The sequence below is a fragment of the Rahnella sp. WP5 genome (genome assembly GCF_000745615.1).
Lineage (GTDB): Bacteria > Pseudomonadota > Gammaproteobacteria > Enterobacterales > Enterobacteriaceae > Rahnella > Rahnella aceris.
In genome coordinates this window covers 143,074-162,078 of sequence record NZ_JQJR01000013.1, presented here as the reverse complement: position 1 = coordinate 162,078, position 19,005 = coordinate 143,074, and the positions used below count along the sequence as shown (strand labels likewise).

Here is a 19,005-nt window from a genome sequence, read left to right as displayed (position 1 = left end):
TTATTTTGCTGCGGCGGCAGCTTCTTTGATCCAGCCATCGAAGGTCGCCTGATGCGCCTTGATCCAGCCATCAACATGCTGCTGGATATCTTCTGATGAGGATTCACCTTCATGCATCCGCAGGTTCTGCGCATTCACGTCGGCCAGTGGCAGTTTCATGATGGCGAACAGTTTCGCGGCCGCCGGGTTTTTCTCAGCCCAGGCTTTGTTCGCCACGATGTGTTCGTTATTGACCGGGAAACCATAGTTCTTGCCGTTCGGCAGCGTGGTATCGAGATCTTTCTGCGAACCCGGATTGGCCGAGAACGGCACAGTCAGCCAGACCACGTCTTTGCCCGGTTTCATCTCGTTGCTGACCCAGTACGGCGTCCAGGTGAAGTACAACACCGGCTTACCGGATTTAAACCGGGTGAGGGTGTCAGCGATAATGGCCGAATAGTTCCCCTCGTTTTGCGTCACGGTATTGCTCAGACCGTAGGCTTTGATTTGGGTGTTGATCACCTGGCCGCAGACCCAGCCCGGATTACAACCCGCCATATCCGCTTTGCCGTCGCTGTCAGCATCAAAGAGTTTGGCGATCTTCGGATCTTTCAGCTGTGACAAATCGTGGATGTGATATTTGTCGGCGGTTTTTTTATCGATCAGATAACCCTGCGCCGCGCCGCTGATGTAGGTGCCCTGACGGTAAAATTTCTGGTCGCCACCGGCTGTGTTATACATGTCTTTTTGCAGCGGCTCCCAGTTCACCGCCATGTAGGTAGAATCGCCGCTGGCGATGGCGGTATACGCCACGTTGTAATCCACTTCGCCGGTTTGCTGAACGTCATAGCCCAGTTTTTCCAGCGCGCGGTTAACCAGTTCTGTCTGGAAGGCTTCTTCCGCGATGGTACTTTGCAACGGTTTGACGACCACGCCTTTGCCCGGTAAATCGGCAGCGAAAACGGCGGGTGTCGCAATGGATAATGCGAGGACGAGTGTGTTGAGCGATGTTGTGCGCATGGTGAACCCTTATTCTTGCTTGTGAATACGTAAGAGTGGACTGCGTTGTTTTAGCTTTTTGAGAGTTCCCGGCAGCGAACCGCCGGGAAAAATGCAGTGTGTGAATCAGGCTTTCTTCGTGAAAGGCTTCATCACCAGACCGACGGGACCGCGGGTGAACCAGCGGTGACCGCCTTTACTGCGGCTGTCGCGTCCCATCGACTGGGTGAGACGGTCGAGGATAATGGCGAGAATAACGATACCCGCACCACCGACTGACGCCAGACCCATATCCAGACGACCAATACCGCGCAGTACCATCTGACCCAGACCACCGACAGCGATCATCGAGGCGATAACCACCATCGACAGCGCCAGCATCAGCGTCTGGTTAATACCGGCCATGATGGTCGGCATCGCCAGCGGCAACTGAACTTTAAACAGCAGCTGACGCGGGCTGGAACCAAAGGATTTCGCGGCTTCGATCAAGTCTTCCGGCACCTGATTGATACCCAGAATGGTCAGACGCACCACCGGCGGCAGGGCGAAGATAATCGTTACCACTACGCCCGGCACGTTACCGATACCAAACAGCATCACGATCGGCACCAGATAGACGAACGCCGGTGTGGTCTGCATGGCATCAAGCAGCGGCCTGATAATTTTCGCCGCTCTCTGACTGCGCGCCAGCCATATCCCGAGCGGCAGGCCGATCAGAATACAGAAGAACAGCGAGGTCAGAACCAGCGCCAGCGTCACCATTGCCTGTGACCAGGCACCGATTGCGCCAATTAACACCAGCGAAACCAGCGTGGCAGCACCCATGCCGAAACCGGCCATCTGCCAGGCGAGCAGGGCGAAGACCAGGATCGCAATCGGCGCTGGCAGGGATTCCAGACCATGCTGGAAACCGCTCAGGACGAAATCGACCGGAACACGGATCCCCTGAAATACCGGGCGGAAGTTACCGACCAGCCAGTCGATCCCCTCAGTCACCCAGCGGTCGAGCGGGATCAGCGTGCTGTGAAACGGATCGAGAATATTAAAATGCTGATGCTGTTCCGGCGCGACGCTCAGCCAGTCGTTGGTCTGGGCGGCGGCATGGTGCGTCGCGTCTGGTGTGCTGGTTGCGGCATCGCTGCTGCCGCCCCACGGATCACTGCTGCCTGCATCGGCTGGCGCGGCATGGGCGGCGGCGTCAGCTTGTGGCGCGACACCGCCACTGGCGTTATCGGCACTCCACGGATCCACGGAAGGATCGAGAGCCTGGGCCTGAGCGGCCTGCGCGTGCTGTGTAATGGTGTTCGTTATGGTTGAAGTGCTCATTCGTTACCCCCTTCTTTGTCCAGAGCCTGAAGCAGCATGGCTTTGGAAATAATGCCGATATAGTTATTGTCCTCATTGACGACCGGCACAGCGCAAGGCGCGGCGGCGACATGGGAAATCAGTTCGCTGAGCGGCATGTCTGCCTGCACGGCTGCCGGAGATTCCAGCAAGGCGCTTTCCAGCGACTGATTGGTTTTGAGCGCGGTTTTCAGGGATTCAATCGACACCACGCCAATGAATTTCTGTCCACGTTCAAGCACATAACCATATTCGCGGTCTTCATCTTCGAGCAGCTTGAGAGCGGCACGTGGACCAAAACCGGGGGTTTTACGAATAAGCGCGCCACGACGGCGGGCAATGTCTTTGGCACTGAAGACCTGACTGATATCCACACCACGGAAGAACGTGCGCACATAGTCGTTGGCCGGATTATTAAGAATGTCTTCCGGCGTGCCGACCTGTACCACTTCGCCGCCCTGCATAATGGCGATGCGGTCGCCGATGCGCATGGCTTCGTCGAGATCATGAGAAATAAATACGATGGTGCGCTGATGCTGAGCCTGAAGCTTCACCAGTTCATCCTGCATTTCGGTACGAATTAACGGGTCAAGTGCAGAGAAGGCTTCATCCATGAGCAGAATGTCAGGGTTGTTGGCCATAGCACGCGCTAAACCGACACGCTGGCGCATCCCGCCTGACAATTCATCCGGATAAGAATTGGCATAGTTTTCCAGCCCGACCTGACGCAGCGCGTCAAGCGCTTTGGTATTGCGCTCTTCGACCGGCACACCGGCCAGCTCCATACCAAACGCGGTGTTATTCAACACGGTCAGGTGTGGCATCAGCGCAAAGGACTGAAATACCATACTGATTTTACTGCGGCGCACCTGGCGCAATTTTGCTTCTGAGATTTTGGCGATGTCTTCGCCGTCGATCAGGACTTCGCCACGGGTGGGCTCTATCAGACGATTGAGAAGGCGTACCATGGTGGATTTACCGGAACCGGATAACCCCATGATGACGAAAATCTCGCCTTCTTCAATGGCCAGACTGGCATTCTTAACGCCAAGTGAAAGACCGGTTTTCTCAAAAATCTCTTCTTTACCCTTGCCTGCATCAATCATCTTGAAAGCGCGATCCGGGTTTTCGCCAAATACCTTATAAAGATTCTTTACTTCGATTTTAATTGCCATGCAATGTGCATTCCTTGGATATAAATAGCCGTATCGGCTCGATGTCTAATTTTTGTGTTGGATCGTATAGGATTTTGCCTGTAACGAAATAGTGAACGCGTTATACCCTAACACATCGAAATTCTGAGACAAGTCTCAATGTTTCCGATGAATATTCATGATTGGGTTTCTGGTTGCGTATTTATCTGTATTTGCGGTGTTTAATTTCGGTAAATTCAAACTGACAATTAATGACAATTTATCCCGCCAGAATACTTTGGGTTTTTGCCTAATTTCACGACGGATTGTTTCGCTAAAAATATAAGTAATTTATTGATTTTATTGGATTTATTGTCTTTTTTATTTGTGTGATTTTAGAACGGAGTTATTGAGGTGTTTCCCTGAAGTTAATGCGTTTTATGAGGAGGGGATTTGCAAGGGTAAATAGAGATTTGAGCTTTGCGTGAAAGCCGTGAATTTACCGCTTGTCTGAAAGATGACTACGTAATGAAATAATCACCTGAACAGGCGGGGTATGCGGGAAATTCGCCGGTGATGACACCGGCAGGGAGGGGGAAGTTCTTCACGCAAAACGGCCGGAATTCGGCCTCAGGATACGGATTTTTCTTCGTCTGCTATTTTGCGATACAGACGTCGCGGATGGCCGATATTTCCGTACTGCATCTCGACGCCGATAAAGCCAATTTCCACGCAATATTCCAGATAGCGGCGACCGGTCGTTTTGCTGATCCCAACCTCTTCAACCACCTGTTCCACCGACCAGCTGACGTCGGGTTTCGCCGTGAAAACCCGCTGAACCAGTTCGAGCGTATTCGGCTCGATGCCTTTGGCAGAAGGCGCTGGCGGCGTATCGCTGGCGGGCAGATTGAACAATTTATCCAGCGCCCGCTGATCGACCACTTTCACATTACGCAGCGTTTGCACCAGTTGCATAAAGCGCTCGAGTGAACTGCGCAGACGATGGAACGACACCGGCTTGATGATGTAATCGAACGCGCCGCTGCGCATGGCCTGGCTACAGGTTTGCATATCGCTGGCAGCGGTAATGAAAATCACCGAGCAATCGAAGCTTTTCAGCAACGGGCTGTCGATCAGATCGACACCCTGACCATCCGGCAAATAGTTATCGAGTAAGATCAGACGCGGCTGATGCAGGCGCAGCAGAGAACGCGTCTGCTCCAGTGTGGCCGCAATGCCGACGACGCGCAGGTTGAAATTTTGCTCGATAAAATCACGGTGCAGACCGGCGAGATGCGGCTCATCTTCCACAATCACGACATCGAGTGCGCTGCTGTTATTCATGGTTCTGTCCTGTTAACGCTTCTGCCGGATACGGGATAAAGACTGAAAATATTGTACCTTGCGGCGTGTTGTCTGAGATTTCGATGCTGCCACCCGCCTGACGGACATAACCGGCCACCAGATACAGGCCGATACCGTGTTCTGCACCCGTGGCGTCCTGCCCGCTGGAGGGCTTGCTGGTGACGCCTTGTTCAAACAGGTGCGGCTTGAGTGCATCTTCCACGCCGCTGCCCTGATCGGCGACTTCAATCAGCAGTTCCCGGTTCCGGTCGGAAATATACAATTCGACCGGTGCCGGGGGCGTCAGTGCTTTCAGTGTGGCGTCCACGGCGTTATCCAGCAAATTACCAATCACTGACATCAGTTCGGTTTCACTGATGGCTGCCGGTATGCGGGTGAGCTGACAGGCGGGATCGAAACTCAGTTCGACCCCTTTTTCGCGTGCACTGACGTATTTCCCCAGCAGCAGGCCACAAAGTGCTGGCGAGGTAAAGCGTGCTGAGACGAAATCCAGCACGGCCTGCGCGCCTTCCGACTGTGCCTGAATATAGCGCATTGCATCGTCGTAACGCTGCATTTGCAGCAAGCCCGCCAGCGTCGCAGTCCAGTTCAGTTGTTCATGGCGCATAATGCGAAGGTTATCGGCGTAGCGCTTCACCTGACTCAGCTGGCTGCTCAGCGTATTAATGTCGTTTTTATCGCGGAAACTGAATACCCAGCCACTTTCTGCACCGGGTTCAAGTTCGATGGGTACGCGGTTGACGATCACCTGTCTCTGATTGAGTACCGTAATCTGATCATGCTGACTGTTGTTTTCACTGACACCACGTTGCATAAAGAACGTGGGCGGCGTCTGAAGCACCTCCGCCAGCGGTTTACCCAGTAGCTCGTTTTCGGGCTGGCGGATATCCAGTAACTCGCGTGCGGCCCGGTTAATTGAAATCAGTTGCCTTTCGGCGTTGATCGCAAATACGCCCTCATACATGGCTTCCAGCAACGCTTTTTGCTGGCGGACCAGCAGGGCAATATCTTTGGGTTCCAGCCAGAACATCTGTTTTTTAACGTTGCGGGTGAACATCCATGAAAAAATAAACAGCAGTAATAAAAGCAGTAAACCGTATAAACCGGCCTGCGCCAGACGGCGGCCATTAATATTATCGATATAAGAGGTGAGATAACCGACCGAGACAATGCCGATCACCTGATTACTGGCATCCAGAATCGGGGCTTTGCTGCGCAATGAAACGCCGATGCCGCCCTGACGTACGGAAATAATGGTTTTACCGGCCAGCACACCGGCGTTATCACCGCCAATCATCGGCAGGTCTATGCGCTCCGGGGATTCGGAATGATAAAGATGCAGCTCGCGGGTATCGCCGATAACGATATAACTGGCGTCACTTTTATCGCGTAATGGCTGGATTAGTTTCGCGATGCCGGGGATATCGCGGGCCTGTACCTTTTGCGCCAGCCCCGGCATCAGAGCGATCTCGCTGGCCTGAACCCGTGCACGCTGGCCCAGATCATGATGTAACTGACGGTCAATAATATGAAATAAAATAGCCCCCAGCAGTGCCAGCAACACGCAGGAAAATACCACCAGAGATAAAAAGAGTTTTACCTGAAAAGGTAACCTGAATTTCATACGACCTGCTGCACGGCGAACCTGAGATATACATTCAATAAGCCTATCACGGCGAAATGTGAGTCGTAATCGCAGAGAAGCGGAGTTGTGAACAGAAGATTAAAATAATGATTATTTCACACAGTAATAACAGGGTTAATAGCGGGATTTACTACTAATCTTATAATCCTTATAAATCAGGGTGCATTAACACCATAAACACCATAACAACCTTTATCCCTGCGGTTTTAATTTGAACAACCTCACACCCGGCTGACCGCCTGTTTTCATATGCTCAGACCATCAATAAGAAAAGTCTTCAGAAGAAAGAGGCAATGTCATGAGCACAACCGACGATTCCTACATCGCTGTCAAAGAAACGAAAACCTCCGGCCTCTCGGCCAGACAAAAATGGTGGCACATTCTTGATCACTACAAGATAGGCATTATCCCGCTGCCCTTTTTCCTGCTGGCGGGCGTGCTGATCCTGCTCGATTGCCTGAATGGCAAGTTGCCGAGTGACATCGTGGTGATGGTCGCCACGCTGGCCTTCTTCGGTTTTGCCTGTGGCGAGTTGGGTAAACGCTTACCTGTGGTGGGTAAACTGGGGGCCGCGGCGATTTGTGCCACTTTTATTCCTTCGGCGATGGTGCATTACGGCCTGCTGCCGGATGTTGTTGTTGATTCCACGGTCAAATTCTATAAATCCACCAATATTCTCTACCTTTATATCTGCTGCATTATTGTCGGCAGCATTATGAGCATGAACCGTCAGGTGCTGATCCAGGGCTTTATGCGTATTTTCGTACCGATGCTGTGCGGCGAAGTGGTCGGCATGATTGCCGGTATGGCGATGGGCACTGTTTTAGGTTTACCGCCAATGCAAACCTTCTTCTTCCTGATCCTGCCGATCATGGCTGGCGGTGTCGGGGAAGGTGCGATCCCGCTGTCGATGGGTTACGCGACCATCCTGCATATGGAGCAGGGCGTGGCGCTTGGGCGCATTCTGCCGATTGTTATGCTCGGTGGCCTGACGGCCATTGTGCTGGCGGGCGTGCTGAACCAGCTCGGTAAACGTTATCCGCATCTTACCGGCGAAGGCCAACTGATGCCGTCGAAAAAAGGCCAGATGGGCAGTGGCACCGATGAATTTGAGGGCAATCCGGGCGTCAACGCGCTGGCCTGTGGTGCGCTGCTGGCCATCCTGCTGTACATGGTCGGGATGCTCGGCCAGAAATGGATCGGCCTGCCAGCGCCGGTCGGCATGCTGTTTGCGGCGGTGCTGGTGAAACTGGCGAACGGTGTTTCGCCGACTATTCAGCACGGCTCAATGACGGTGTATAAATTCTTCCGTACTGCGGTAACTTATCCGGTATTGTTCGCAGTGGGTGTCGCGATCACGCCCTGGCAGGAATTGATCAACGCTTTCACCCTGCAGAACCTGCTGGTGATTGTGACCACGGTGCTGGCGCTGGTCGGCACCGGTTTTTATGTGGGTAAGAAAATTGGCATGCACCCTATCGATGTGGCGATTGTTTCCTGCTGCCAGAGCGGGCAGGGCGGCACGGGCGACGTGGCGATTCTGACCTCCGGCAACCGCATGACGCTGATGCCTTTCGCGCAAATCGCTACCCGTATCGGGGGAGCTATCAACGTTTCTGTCGGTCTGTTTGTTCTGGCGAAGTTCTTCTCATAACACCTTCACCCACCCCTTCAGCCTAAGGGGTGGGTTTTCCTGAGAAAAAATCCCCAGTCCAATTTTGGACTCAATTCAACCTGCTTATTTATTGTCCGGCGGTTATTATTTGCGCACTCAGAGACGAGTCACCCGCCCCGTGAGCAGGTTCCCACGTAAGGAAGAGCACTATTTTTTGACGAAAGAATCCACGCATGTTCCGTATTAAATCGCTTGTTTCTGCCTTACTGCTTCTCGTTACCGGTTTGTTTAGCATCCACACCTTTGCTTTTGATATGCCAAAAGAATTTGAGTCTATGGACACCTACAAATTTTTCCATAGCGAACTTTTTGATGGAAAAGGTTCTACCGTGACTGCGGTCAATACGGGCAACTCAGACAATATTAAAAGCGCCCTGCTGGCGGAATATCCGCGCTGGAAGGGGACGCATTATCGCTGGGGTGGCACCACCCACAAAGGCGTGGACTGCTCGTCGCTGATGCAGCATCTGTTTAATGATTCCCTGCAAACACGCCTGCCAAGAACCACCTTTCAGCAAATCAGGAACGGCAGAAAAGTGAGTAAAAATAATCTGAAACCGGGAGATTTAGTGTTTTTCAAAACGTCGCCGGGCGATCGTCATGTCGGCGTGTATGTCGGGGATCATCAGTTCATTCATGCCTCGAAAATTGAAGGCGTCACTATTTCATCACTGGATAATCAGTATTGGGTTGATCATTACGAAACCGCACGTCGTTTAGAACTGATGAGCTAAAAAAAAGGCGGATCCTTTCAGGAGATCCGCCCGTTTGTTTTGGATGGTTATTTATCTGACGAAGCCTGCCAAAGATTCAGCTGACCATCCGCCACATGCTTATCAATCGCTGTCAGTTCTTCAGCGGTGAAGCGCAGATTATCCAGCGCTTTCACGTTTTCATCCAGTTGCTCCGGACGGCTGGCGCCAATCAGCACCGACGTCACGCGATCGTCTTTCAGCAGCCAGCTCAGCGCCATCTGCGCCATGGTCTGTCCGCGCTGCTGCGCCATCTCATTGAGCAACCGCAGGCTGTTCAGGTTATCTTCTGACAGCATTTGGGCATTCAGCCCGCGCACCTTATTCCCTTCCACCTGCATGCGCGAGCCGTCAGGGATGCCGTTGAGATACTTGCCGGTCAGCAACCCCTGCGCCAGCGGCGTAAAGGCGATGCAACCTGCGCCATTTTGGTCCAGCGTATCCAGCAAACCACTCTTATCCACCCAGCGGTTCAGCAGATTGTATGACGGCTGATGGATCAGCAGCGGTACTTTCAGCTCACGCAGTAACTCCGCCATGATCTGGGTACGTTCCGGCGAATACGAAGAAATTCCGACGTATAGCGCCTTACCGCTTTGCACCGCATAAGCCAGCGCCGCCGCGGTTTCTTCCATCGGCGTTTCTTCATCCACCCGGTGCGAATAGAAGATATCGACGTAATCCAGCCCCATGCGTTGCAGGCTCTGATCCAGACTGGCGAGCAGATATTTGCGCGAGCCGCCGGAACCGTACGGTCCTGGCCACATGTCGTAACCGGCTTTGGTAGAGATGATCAGTTCATCGCGATATGGCGCGAAGTCCTGCTTCAGCAAACGGCCAAAATTTTCTTCCGCAGAGCCCGGAGGCGGGCCGTAGTTATTCGCCAGATCAAAATGGGTGATGCCTAAATCGAAGGCTTTTTGCAGCAATGCACGCTGGGATTCCAGCGGACTGACATGGCCGAAGCTGTGCCACAGGCCAAGAGAAAGGGCAGGGAGTTGTAAACCGCTCTGACCGCAACGGCGGAATTGCATGGTTTCGTAACGGGAGGATGAGGCTTGATAGGGCGTCATGATGTTTCCTTTTTCTGATCGCGTAGGGTTTTGAAACACTGTTTCTATACTAACGCTGAGAAAAATAACGGCAACATCCGTTTTCCTCCTTCCCCTCTCACGAGGGGAAGGAGCTGTTTAGAAATCCCAGTCCTCGTCTTCGGTGTTGACGGCTTTGCCGATCACATACGACGAACCGGATCCGGAGAAGAAGTCATGGTTTTCGTCGGCGTTTGGCGATAATGCGGAAAGGATCGCCGGATTCACATCCGCCATGCTGGCCGGGAACAGGGCTTCGTAGCCGAGATTCATCAGCGCTTTGTTGGCGTTGTAGTGCAGGAATTTCTTCACGTCTTCGCTCCAGCCCACACCGTCGTACAGTTCTTCGGTGTAGCGGATCTCGTTATCGTACAAATCCTGAATCAGATCAAACGCCTGCTCCTTGATCTGACGCTGACGCTCTTCGCTTTCCAGTGCCAGAGCCTTCTGGAATTTATAGCCGATGTAGTAACCGTGAACCGCTTCATCGCGGATGATCAGACGGATCAGATCGGCGGTGTTGGTCAGCTTGGCGCGGCTCGACCAGTACATCGGCAGATAGAAACCGGAATAGAACAGGAACGATTCGAGGAACACGCTGGCGACTTTCTTCATCAGCGGGTCTTCGCCGTCGTAATACGACAAAATGATCGCGGCTTTGTTTTGCAGCGCGACATTTTCCTCGCTCCAGCGGTAGGCTTCATCCACGTCGACGGTGGCGCACAGCGTCGAGAAAATCGAACTGTAAGAACGCGCATGCACCGCTTCCATAAAGCAGATATTCGAGTAAACCGCTTCTTCGTGTGGCGTCACCGCATCTTTCATCAGCGTCGGTGCGCCGACCACGTTCTGCACGGTATCCAGCAGCGTCAGGCCAGTAAACACGCGGATCGTCAACTGTTTCTCTTTTGCGCTGAGCGTCGCCCAGGACGGAATATCGTTCGACAACGGCACCTTTTCCGGCAGCCAGAAATTCGACGTCAGGCGGTTCCACACTTCCAGATCTTTATCGTCCTGGATTTTGTTCCAGTTAATGGCTTTGCTGACCGGCTGTGGCACTAACAATTGTTTTACTGCGCTCATCTTTTAAATCCTTTCAGTCGGTTACAGCGTGCAGGAAACGCAGCCCTGAACTTCGGTGCCTTCCAGCGCCATCTGGCGCAGACGGATGTAATAAATGGTTTTGATGCCTTTGCGCCAGGCGTAAATCTGCGCTTTATTGATGTCGCGCGTGGTGGCGGTATCGCGGAAGAACAGCGTCAGCGACAACCCCTGATCGACGTGCTGCGTGGCTTCGGCGTAGGTATCAATAATTTTTTCCGGGCCGATTTCATAGGCATCCTGGTAGTAATCCAGATTGTCGTTGGTCATAAACGCCGCCGGATAATACACACGGCCAATTTTGCCCTCTTTGCGGATTTCTACGCGGGACACAATCGGATGAATACTCGACGTCGAATTATTGATGTAGGAAATAGAACCGGTGGGCGGCACCGCCTGTAAATTCTGGTTATAAAGACCATGCTGCATCACGGAGGCTTTCAGCGCCGCCCAGTCCGCCGTGGTCGGAATGGCAATACCGGCATCTGCAAACAGTTCGCGCACGCGCCCGGTTTTCGGCTGCCATTTTGCCGCCAGTGCATCATCGACATATTTGTCGAAATACGCGCCGCTGGCGTAGGTGGAATCGCTGAAGCCTTTAAACGACTGCTGACGCTCGATGGCGATCTGGTTCGAGGCGCGGATCGCGTGGAAAGCCACGGTGCAGAAATAGATATTGGTGAAATCCAGACCTTCTTCCGAACCGTAGTAAATACGCTCGCGACACAGGTAACCGTGCAAATTCATCTGGCCGAGGCCGATGGCGTGCGAATCCTGATTCCCCTGATCAATAGATGGCACTGAGCGGATGTGGCTCATGTCAGACACCGCCGTCAGCGCACGAACCGCCATTTCGACAGTATTGCCGAAATCCGGTGAATCCATCGCCGAAGCGATATTCAGCGAACCGAGGTTACAGGAAATGTCTTTGCCAGTTTCCTGATAAGACAGGTCTTCACCGTAGATCGTCGGCGAATTCACCTGCAAAATCTCCGAACACAGGTTACTCATGTTAATGCGACCTTTGATCGGATTGGCGCGGTTAACCGTGTCTTCAAACATCATGTACGGGTAGCCGGATTCGAACTGAATTTCCGCCAGCACCTGGAAGAATTCACGCGCGTTGATTTTGCTTTTATGAATGCGCTTGTCATTCACCATCTCGCGATACTTCTCGCTGATGCTGATTTCAGACATCGGCACGCCGTACACTTTCTCCACGTGATACGGCGAGAACAGGTACATATCTTCATTATTCTTCGCCAGTTCGAACGTGATATCCGGAATAACCACACCCAGCGACAGCGTTTTAATACGGATTTTTTCGTCGGCGTTTTCGCGTTTGGTATCGAGGAAACGCAGAATATCCGGGTGATGAGCGTTCAGATAGACCGCCCCCGCGCCCTGGCGCGCACCGAGCTGGTTGGCGTAAGAGAAGGCATCTTCCAGCATTTTCATGATCGGAATAACGCCGGAAGACTGATTTTCGATGCGCTTAATCGGCGCGCCCACTTCACGGATATTGGTCAGCATAAACGCCACACCGCCGCCGCGTTTGGAAAGTTGCAGCGCCGAGTTCACCGAGCGACCGATGGATTCCATGTTGTCTTCAATGCGCAGCAGGAAGCACGACACCAGCTCACCGCGCTGTTTTTTGCCGCAGTTAAGGAACGTCGGCGTGGCAGGCTGGAAACGGCCGGAGATGATCTCATCAACAAAATGGCCAGCGAGCTGGATATCGCCGCGCGCCAGCGTCAATGCCACCATGCACACGCGATCTTCATAACGTTCAAGGTAGCGTTTGCCGTCGAAGGTTTTCAGCGTGTAGCTGGTGTAATACTTGAACGCGCCCAGAAACGTCTGGAAGCGGAATTTTTTGGCGTAAGCCTGTTTGAATAACGCTTTAATATCGTCAAAAGCGTACTGATCCAGCACGCTGGCTTCGTAATAGCCTTCTTCCACCAGATAACGCAGTTTCTCCGCCAGATTGTGGAAAAACACCGTGTTCTGATTGACGTGTTGCAGGAAGTATTGGCGCGCGGCCAGGCGGTCTTTATCAAACTGGATCTGGCCGTTAGCATCGAACAGATTCAGCATCGCATTAAGCGCGTGATAGTCCGGGCCGCGGGTGCCGGGGTCGGTAATTGCTAGTTCTGTCGCTGCCAAAATTCTGTTACTCCCTGTCTGACCTTTGCAACGTCTTCCGGCGTTCCCAGCAACTCAAAACGGTACAGGTAAGGCACCTGACACTTTTGGGAAATAATATCGCCGGCAATACAATACGCTGCGCCGAAGTTGGTGTTTCCGGCGGCGATAACGCCGCGGATGAGTGAACGGTTATGTTCGTCGTTCAGAAAACGGATCACTTGTGTCGGCACCGCGCCTTTGGCCGAACCGCCGCCGTAGCTCGGCACCACCAGAATATACGGTAAGTCCACACGCAATTTTTCAGGCTGACGATCTACCGGGATACGGATCGCCGGCAATCCTGTTCTGCCGACGAAACGATGGGTGTTTTCTGAACTGCTGGAAAAATAGACCAACGGATTCATCCGCCGGCCCTCAGAACGCGTTCTGGAGCTGGCGCAGGGCGCTGATTTTGTCCGGACGGAAACCAGACCAGTGATCGTCACCGGCCACAATCACCGGAACCTGCTGATAGCCCATCGCACGAACCTGGCCGAGCGCCTGCTCATCCTGAGTCAAATCCACAACTTCGTAAGCGATGCCTTGTTTATCTAATGCACGGTAGGTCGCGTTGCACTGGACACAGTCTGGTTTACTGTAAATAATAATGCTCATGATTCGTATTTCCATCTTGTAAGAAATCAGAGACAATTTTTGCCTTCCCGATGTGCGGCTGCTTCAGCCGGGGGAAAGGCGCGAGAGTCGGTGCCATCGTGGCGTCCCGATGAACTGAATACTAGATGTAGTGATTTGGATTTTCAACCACACAATATGTAGATTTTCTAAATTTGCTTATTGCAAAAGCGGCAAAGCCCGCAGGAAGCGGGCTGGCGAGGAAAAACTTTTTTTAGTTCAATTTTTAAGCGGTCAAATTACTGGCGCATACCCACCGCGAGGCGGTTAAACGCATTCATCAGACCGATGGCGAAGGTCAGTTCCGAGATTTCCACGTCGCTGAATTGCGCTTTCAGCGGCTCAAAGGCGTTGTCCGGTGCGCCGGTAGCGGCAACGAATGTCAGTGATTCGGCCCACGCCAGTGCGGCACGTTCACGCTCAGAATACACGTGGCTGACCTGCCAGCCCGCCAGCTGATCCAGTTTGGTCTGCGCGACTTCCATTTTACGCAACGCTTTGGAATGCATATCCAGGCAATAGGCGCAGCCGTTAATTTGTGACACACGCAGGAACGCCAGCTCGATAATCACGTTATCCAGCGGACCGTTTTCCAGTGCGCCGAGCGCGGCTTTCATCGGTTCCATCACCGAAGAAGACAGGGAATAGTAAGGCAGGCGAAGTGCAGTCATGATGATTTCCTCTGGGCGTTTCGGGCTAAACAGCGACGCAGGGTGCGTCTCAATGACCGCTACTTTACGCTGCGTATGGTCTATACTACAGGGCCATAAAATGTCTCTTTAAGCAGGTCATGAATGAACCGCTTCGACCTTGCCTTTCATCTCGATCCCCGACACAAAGCACCGCTTTACCGGCAGATTTATCAGCGGGTGAAACAGGCGATCATGGCAGGACAGCTTAAACGCGGCAGCCGTGTGCCGTCGGTGCGGGCGCTGGCCAGCGAACTCGGCGTGGCACGCGCCACGGTTGAAAATGCCTATGGCTTGCTGATGGCGGAAGGCTTTCTGCAAAGCCGCGGACAGGCCGGAACGGTGGTCAGCGCGCCGGAAAGTTTATCCGCGCCCGCACCCTCGCCGGTCAGAGAAGATGCCGGGCGTAAACCCGTCAACCCGATGTTGCCTTCCGTTTCTTCCCTGCCTTTCCAGCTCGGGCTTCCGGCACTGGATGCGTTCCCGCGTGCGATCTGGTCGCGCATTGTTTCACGGCAAATTCGTCACACCAGCATGAATGATTTAGGCCATCCGCCGCTGGCAGGCACGGACGTTTTACGCCACGCCGTCGCCCGTTATCTGCAACTTTCCCGCGGATTTACCTGTCGTCCTGAACAGATATTTATTTGCGGCGGCTATGCGCCGGTGCTGGATTTGATCATCGGCAGCCTGCTGCAACCGGGCGACGGCGTCTGGCTGGAAGACCCGGGTTATCCGGTCACGCAGGCATTTTTCCGTGCCGCCGGTGCCACGCCGATGGCGGTGAATGTTGATGATGAAGGCATGAATGTTCCGCAGGCGGTGGCGCAGTTTGCGAACGCACGATTTGCCGTGGTGACGCCCGCTCATCAAAGTCCGACCGGTGTGACCATGAGTTTAGCGCGGCGTATGGCCTTGCTGGATTGGGCAGCGCAGCAACAGGCGTGGATTATCGAAGATGATTACGACAGCGAGTTCCGCTATCACGGCCAGCCTTTGCCTTCGCTGAAAAGCCTCGATACGCAGGGAAGGGTGATTTACGCGGGAACATTCAGCAAAGTGATGTTTCCGGCGCTTCGCTGTGGATATGTCGTGGTGCCGGACAGTCTGGTGGAAAAAATCGAAGCGTATTGCCCGCTGCGAATTTGCGGAACGCCGCCTCTGGTGCAAAGCAGTATCGCGGAATTTATCGAGCAGGGGCATTTCTACCGGCATCTGAAACGGATGCGTCAGCTTTATGCTAAGCGGCGCGGCTATCTGGAAAAGGCGCTGACGGCGGCGTTTCCGGCGGACATATTACGTGTGAGCCAGCAGGTCGGCGGGATCCAGCTTTGCACCACACTGAATGCCGCGCTGGATGATGCGCTGATCGCCACAAATGCCCGTGAACAGGGGCTGGCAGTGCAGGCGCTGTCCGACTGGCAGGTTGAGCGCCACGTGAGGGGCGAGGCTTTACGTCCGAACGGCCTGTTGATGGGATTTGTGAATATCAGTTCGCAGCAACAGGCGGACGGGCTGGTGCAGCGGCTGGCGGCAGTGCTTGAAAACAGCCGCTGATCAGTGCGGCATCCGCCGCGCGACCAGCGTGAATTTATAATCATCGGTGCGGAAGGTATTGCGGCTGAATTCAAACACCGTGCCGTCCGCCAGAAAACCCTTCGAGATCTTCTGCAAAATCGGCTGATCTGCGGGCACACCCAGCAGTGACACCATCTCTTTGTTCGGCATCAGCGGGATAATTTCCTGCTCGCTGCGGTCAATCACCAGATGCTTGGTCTGCTCCATCCAGGCATATTTCGACCCCTGCATCACTTCGTAGGTCAGGTCGGGGAACAAATCCAGCGGCATCCAGGTTTCTTCCAGCGTCACCGGCTTACTGACAATAAAGCGCAACCGCTTGATGTAATACACCCGCGCCTGTTCAGATAATGCCAGTGCTTCGGCGATACCCATCGGTGGCTTCACGACGGAGAACGCCAGAACCTCACTGTGCGACGGCATATCCAGCGGCTGTAACTTTTCATCAAAACTGGTCAGCTGATAAATATCGTAATTGACCTTCGGTTCCTTCACGTAAGTCCCGCTGCCCTGCACGCTTTCCAGTACATCCTGTTCGACCAGCAACTTAATCGCCTGGCGTACCGTCACACGACTGACGCCAAACTGCTCGCGCAGACGCAATTCTGTCGGCAGCGCATCGCCTGTTTTGATTTCTCCGCGCTGGATCTGATCGCGGATTTGCGAAGCGATCTGGCGGTAAAGCGGCTGATTACTCACGTTTCAGATTCCTGTCTGGCACTTTCTGACGAGTGTAGCAGTTCGCAGACCCTGCAAAAACAATACAACGGAACGAAAGATCTTCTATCCGGATCACATTCATCCTGGGTGGAGTTAGTGTTTAATACAAATATAATACAACTGTAATACAAATATTGATTTTACATCGATTCAGACAGGACAACTTATGGATCTCACATCACTGACCTCTCCCGACCTGTTACACCTCAATACCCGTTTTTCCAGCCGTGAGCAGGCGATCGGCTTTCTCGTTCGCCAGCTCGATCAGCAGGGGATCCTCGACAATGCGCAGGCGTTCCTGCACGCAGTGACTGAACGAGAAAACGAAGGTCCGACCGCGCTGGGCAAAGGGCTGGCCGTACCGCACGGTAAATCGGCCAGCGTGAGGCGCGCCGCTTTTGCGCTGGCAACGCTGGAGCATCCGCTGTTATGGCAGGGTGTGGATGGCGATGAGCCGGTGAATATGATCTTCCTGCTGGCGATCCCTGAAGCGGAAGCGGGATCGACTCACATGCAGTTACTGACGGCACTGACCACGCGGCTGGTGGATGATGAGACGCGTGCTGCGTTGCTGGCGGCGCGTAATGCGCAGGACGTGCTGGCATTACTGGGCGCGGAACCTGCGCCGGAAAGCCGGGATCCTCAGGCCTTGCCAGACGATGCGCCGCTGGTGGTCTGCGTGACCGCCTGTCCGGCAGGCATCGCGCACACTTATATGGCGGCAGAATATCTGGAGAAGGCAGCGAAAAAACTGGGTATCCGCATTCATGTTGAAAAGCAGGGCGCCAGCGGCATTGAGGATCCGATCACTGCCGCGCAGTGTGACCGCGCCGTGGCCTGCGTTTTTGCCGCTGAAGTGGCAGTCAAAGACAGTCAGCGCTTTGACGGGATCCCGCGCGTCCAGGTACCGGTGGCGGAACCCATTCGTCGCGCCGAAGCGGTGCTGCAGCAGGCGCTGGCGATACAGCGTCAACCCGGTGAAACCGTGACATCAGCGCCGGTTAAACCGCAGAAAACCAGCATCAGGGCAGATTTAAAACAGGCATTGCTGAGCGGGATTTCCTTTGCTGTACCGCTGATTGTGGCCGGTGGTTCGTTGCTGGCGGTGACCGTGCTGATCGCACAACTGTTTGGCTGGCAGGAAATTTACGCGCAAAAAGAGTCGTGGCTGTGGATGTACCGCCAGCTTGGCGGCGGCATGTTGGGTATTCTGATGGTGCCGGTGTTGTCGGCCTATACCGCGTATTCGCTGGCGGATAAACCGGCGCTGACGCCAGGCTTCGCCGCCGGACTGTGCGCCAACATGATCGGCGCGGGGTTTCTCGGTGGCGTGGCGGGCGGGCTGATTGCCGGTTACGTCATGCGCTGGATGAAAAAGCATGTCCGCCTGAGCGCCAGCTTCAACGGTTTCCTGATGTTTTACCTCTATCCGGTGCTCGGCACGCTGGTCACCGGCAGCATCATGCTGTTCATCATCGGCGAACCGGTGGCGTGGCTCAATACCAGCCTGACCGCATGGCTGAACGGATTATCCGGCAGCAATGCACTTGTGCTTGGCGCACTGATTGCCTTTATGTGCTCCTTCGATCTGGGCGGGCCGGTCAACAAAGCCGCTTATGCATTTTGTCTGGGCGCGATGGCAAACGGCGTGTACGGCCCTTACGCCATTTTCGGTGCGACCAAAATGGTCTCGGCATTTACCGTGACCGCCTCAACCCTGCTGGCGCCACACCTGTTTAAATCGTTTGAAATCGAAACCGGTAAATCCACCTGGCTGCTGGGCCTGGCGGGGATCACCGAGGGCGCGATCCCGATGGCGATTGAAGATCCGCTGCGTGTTATCGGCTCCTTCCTGGCGGGATCAGTTGTCACTGGTGCGATCGTCGGTGCGGCCGGGATCGGCCTTTCCACGCCGGGCGCGGGCATTTTCTCCATGTTCCTGCTGCACGACGGCGGATTAGGCGGCTGGCTGTCGGCAGCCATCTGGCTGGGCGCGGCGCTGGCGGGCACGGTGATTTCTACACTGGTTCTGCTGAGCTGGCGCGGCTATGCAGTACGACAGGGACATTTCACCGTAGACATCCCTTCTTCTTAATTTTGGGTTAACTCACATT

Annotated in this window: 16 protein-coding genes; 4 read left to right on the top strand and 12 right to left on the bottom strand. The window is 54.0% G+C overall.

Going from position 1 to position 19,005, the window contains the following annotated elements:
- From proX to EX31_RS13600, 5 genes are all read right to left on the bottom strand, one after another.
- Positions 1-999, bottom strand: coding sequence for a glycine betaine/L-proline ABC transporter substrate-binding protein ProX (gene proX / locus EX31_RS13620; protein ID WP_037035238.1), 999 nt, complete (start codon positions 997-999; stop codon positions 1-3).
- A 105-nt stretch (positions 1,000-1,104) separates the two neighbouring features.
- A complete protein-coding gene (gene proW, locus EX31_RS13615) occupies positions 1,105-2,304 on the bottom strand; it encodes a glycine betaine/L-proline ABC transporter permease ProW (RefSeq protein WP_037035236.1) in 1,200 nt (399 codons plus the stop codon).
- A complete protein-coding gene (gene proV / locus EX31_RS13610) occupies positions 2,301-3,497 on the bottom strand; it encodes a glycine betaine/L-proline ABC transporter ATP-binding protein ProV (protein ID WP_013574088.1) in 1,197 nt (398 codons plus the stop codon). The genes proW and proV overlap by 4 nt, the downstream gene beginning before the upstream one ends.
- A 588-nt stretch (positions 3,498-4,085) precedes the next feature.
- Positions 4,086-4,799 (bottom strand): response regulator, encoded by a 714-nt coding sequence (locus EX31_RS13605; RefSeq protein ID WP_037035235.1) that lies wholly within the window; start codon positions 4,797-4,799, stop codon positions 4,086-4,088.
- A complete protein-coding gene (locus tag EX31_RS13600; RefSeq protein ID WP_037035233.1) occupies positions 4,792-6,444 on the bottom strand; it encodes an ATP-binding protein in 1,653 nt (550 codons plus the stop codon). The genes EX31_RS13605 and EX31_RS13600 overlap by 8 nt, the downstream gene beginning before the upstream one ends.
- A gap of 319 nt (positions 6,445-6,763) precedes the next feature.
- Here EX31_RS13600 and EX31_RS13595 point away from each other — a divergent pair, with 319 nt between their 5' ends.
- Complete coding sequence (locus EX31_RS13595; protein ID WP_013574091.1) at positions 6,764-8,119, top strand: 2-hydroxycarboxylate transporter family protein; 1,356 nt, start codon at positions 6,764-6,766, stop codon at positions 8,117-8,119.
- A 194-nt stretch (positions 8,120-8,313) separates the two neighbouring features.
- Positions 8,314-8,874, top strand: coding sequence for a C40 family peptidase (locus tag EX31_RS13590; protein ID WP_037035231.1), 561 nt, complete (start codon positions 8,314-8,316; stop codon positions 8,872-8,874).
- Positions 8,875-8,921: 47 nt separating this feature from the next.
- On the opposite strand, the gene mgrA is transcribed toward EX31_RS13590, so the two are convergent.
- The 6 genes from mgrA to EX31_RS13560 form a co-directional block, all read right to left on the bottom strand.
- A complete protein-coding gene (gene mgrA, locus EX31_RS13585; RefSeq protein ID WP_013574093.1) occupies positions 8,922-9,965 on the bottom strand; it encodes an L-glyceraldehyde 3-phosphate reductase in 1,044 nt (347 codons plus the stop codon).
- Positions 9,966-10,082: 117 nt separating this feature from the next.
- Positions 10,083-11,066: a class 1b ribonucleoside-diphosphate reductase subunit beta gene (nrdF, locus tag EX31_RS13580; protein ID WP_013574094.1), complete on the bottom strand. Its 984-nt coding sequence runs from the start codon at positions 11,064-11,066 to the stop codon at positions 10,083-10,085.
- A 21-nt stretch (positions 11,067-11,087) separates the two neighbouring features.
- Positions 11,088-13,250, bottom strand: coding sequence for a class 1b ribonucleoside-diphosphate reductase subunit alpha (gene nrdE, locus EX31_RS13575; RefSeq protein WP_037035229.1), 2,163 nt, complete (start codon positions 13,248-13,250; stop codon positions 11,088-11,090).
- Positions 13,232-13,636 carry a class Ib ribonucleoside-diphosphate reductase assembly flavoprotein NrdI gene (gene nrdI / locus EX31_RS13570; RefSeq protein WP_013574096.1) on the bottom strand — a complete coding sequence of 135 codons (405 nt, stop codon included), beginning with the start codon at positions 13,634-13,636 and terminating at the stop codon, positions 13,232-13,234. Before nrdI ends, nrdE begins: the two co-directional genes overlap by 19 nt.
- Positions 13,637-13,646: 10 nt before the next feature.
- Complete coding sequence (gene nrdH, locus EX31_RS13565; protein ID WP_013574097.1) at positions 13,647-13,886, bottom strand: glutaredoxin-like protein NrdH; 240 nt, start codon at positions 13,884-13,886, stop codon at positions 13,647-13,649.
- 257 nt (positions 13,887-14,143) lie between these two features.
- Positions 14,144-14,575 (bottom strand): carboxymuconolactone decarboxylase family protein, encoded by a 432-nt coding sequence (locus EX31_RS13560; protein WP_013574098.1) that lies wholly within the window; start codon positions 14,573-14,575, stop codon positions 14,144-14,146.
- Between the two features lie 123 nt (positions 14,576-14,698).
- Between EX31_RS13560 and EX31_RS13555 the strand changes: the two genes are divergently transcribed.
- A complete protein-coding gene (locus EX31_RS13555; RefSeq protein WP_037035227.1) occupies positions 14,699-16,150 on the top strand; it encodes a MocR-like pyridoxine biosynthesis transcription factor PdxR in 1,452 nt (483 codons plus the stop codon).
- On the opposite strand, the gene EX31_RS13550 is transcribed toward EX31_RS13555, so the two are convergent.
- Entirely contained in the window at positions 16,151-16,870 is a 720-nt protein-coding gene (locus EX31_RS13550; protein WP_037035224.1) for a GntR family transcriptional regulator, read from the bottom strand.
- Between the two features lie 187 nt (positions 16,871-17,057).
- Between EX31_RS13550 and mngA the strand changes: the two genes are divergently transcribed.
- Positions 17,058-18,986 (top strand): PTS 2-O-a-mannosyl-D-glycerate transporter subunit IIABC, encoded by a 1,929-nt coding sequence (gene mngA / locus EX31_RS13545; RefSeq protein WP_037035223.1) that lies wholly within the window; start codon positions 17,058-17,060, stop codon positions 18,984-18,986.
- Positions 18,987-19,005: the final 19 nt, after the last annotated feature.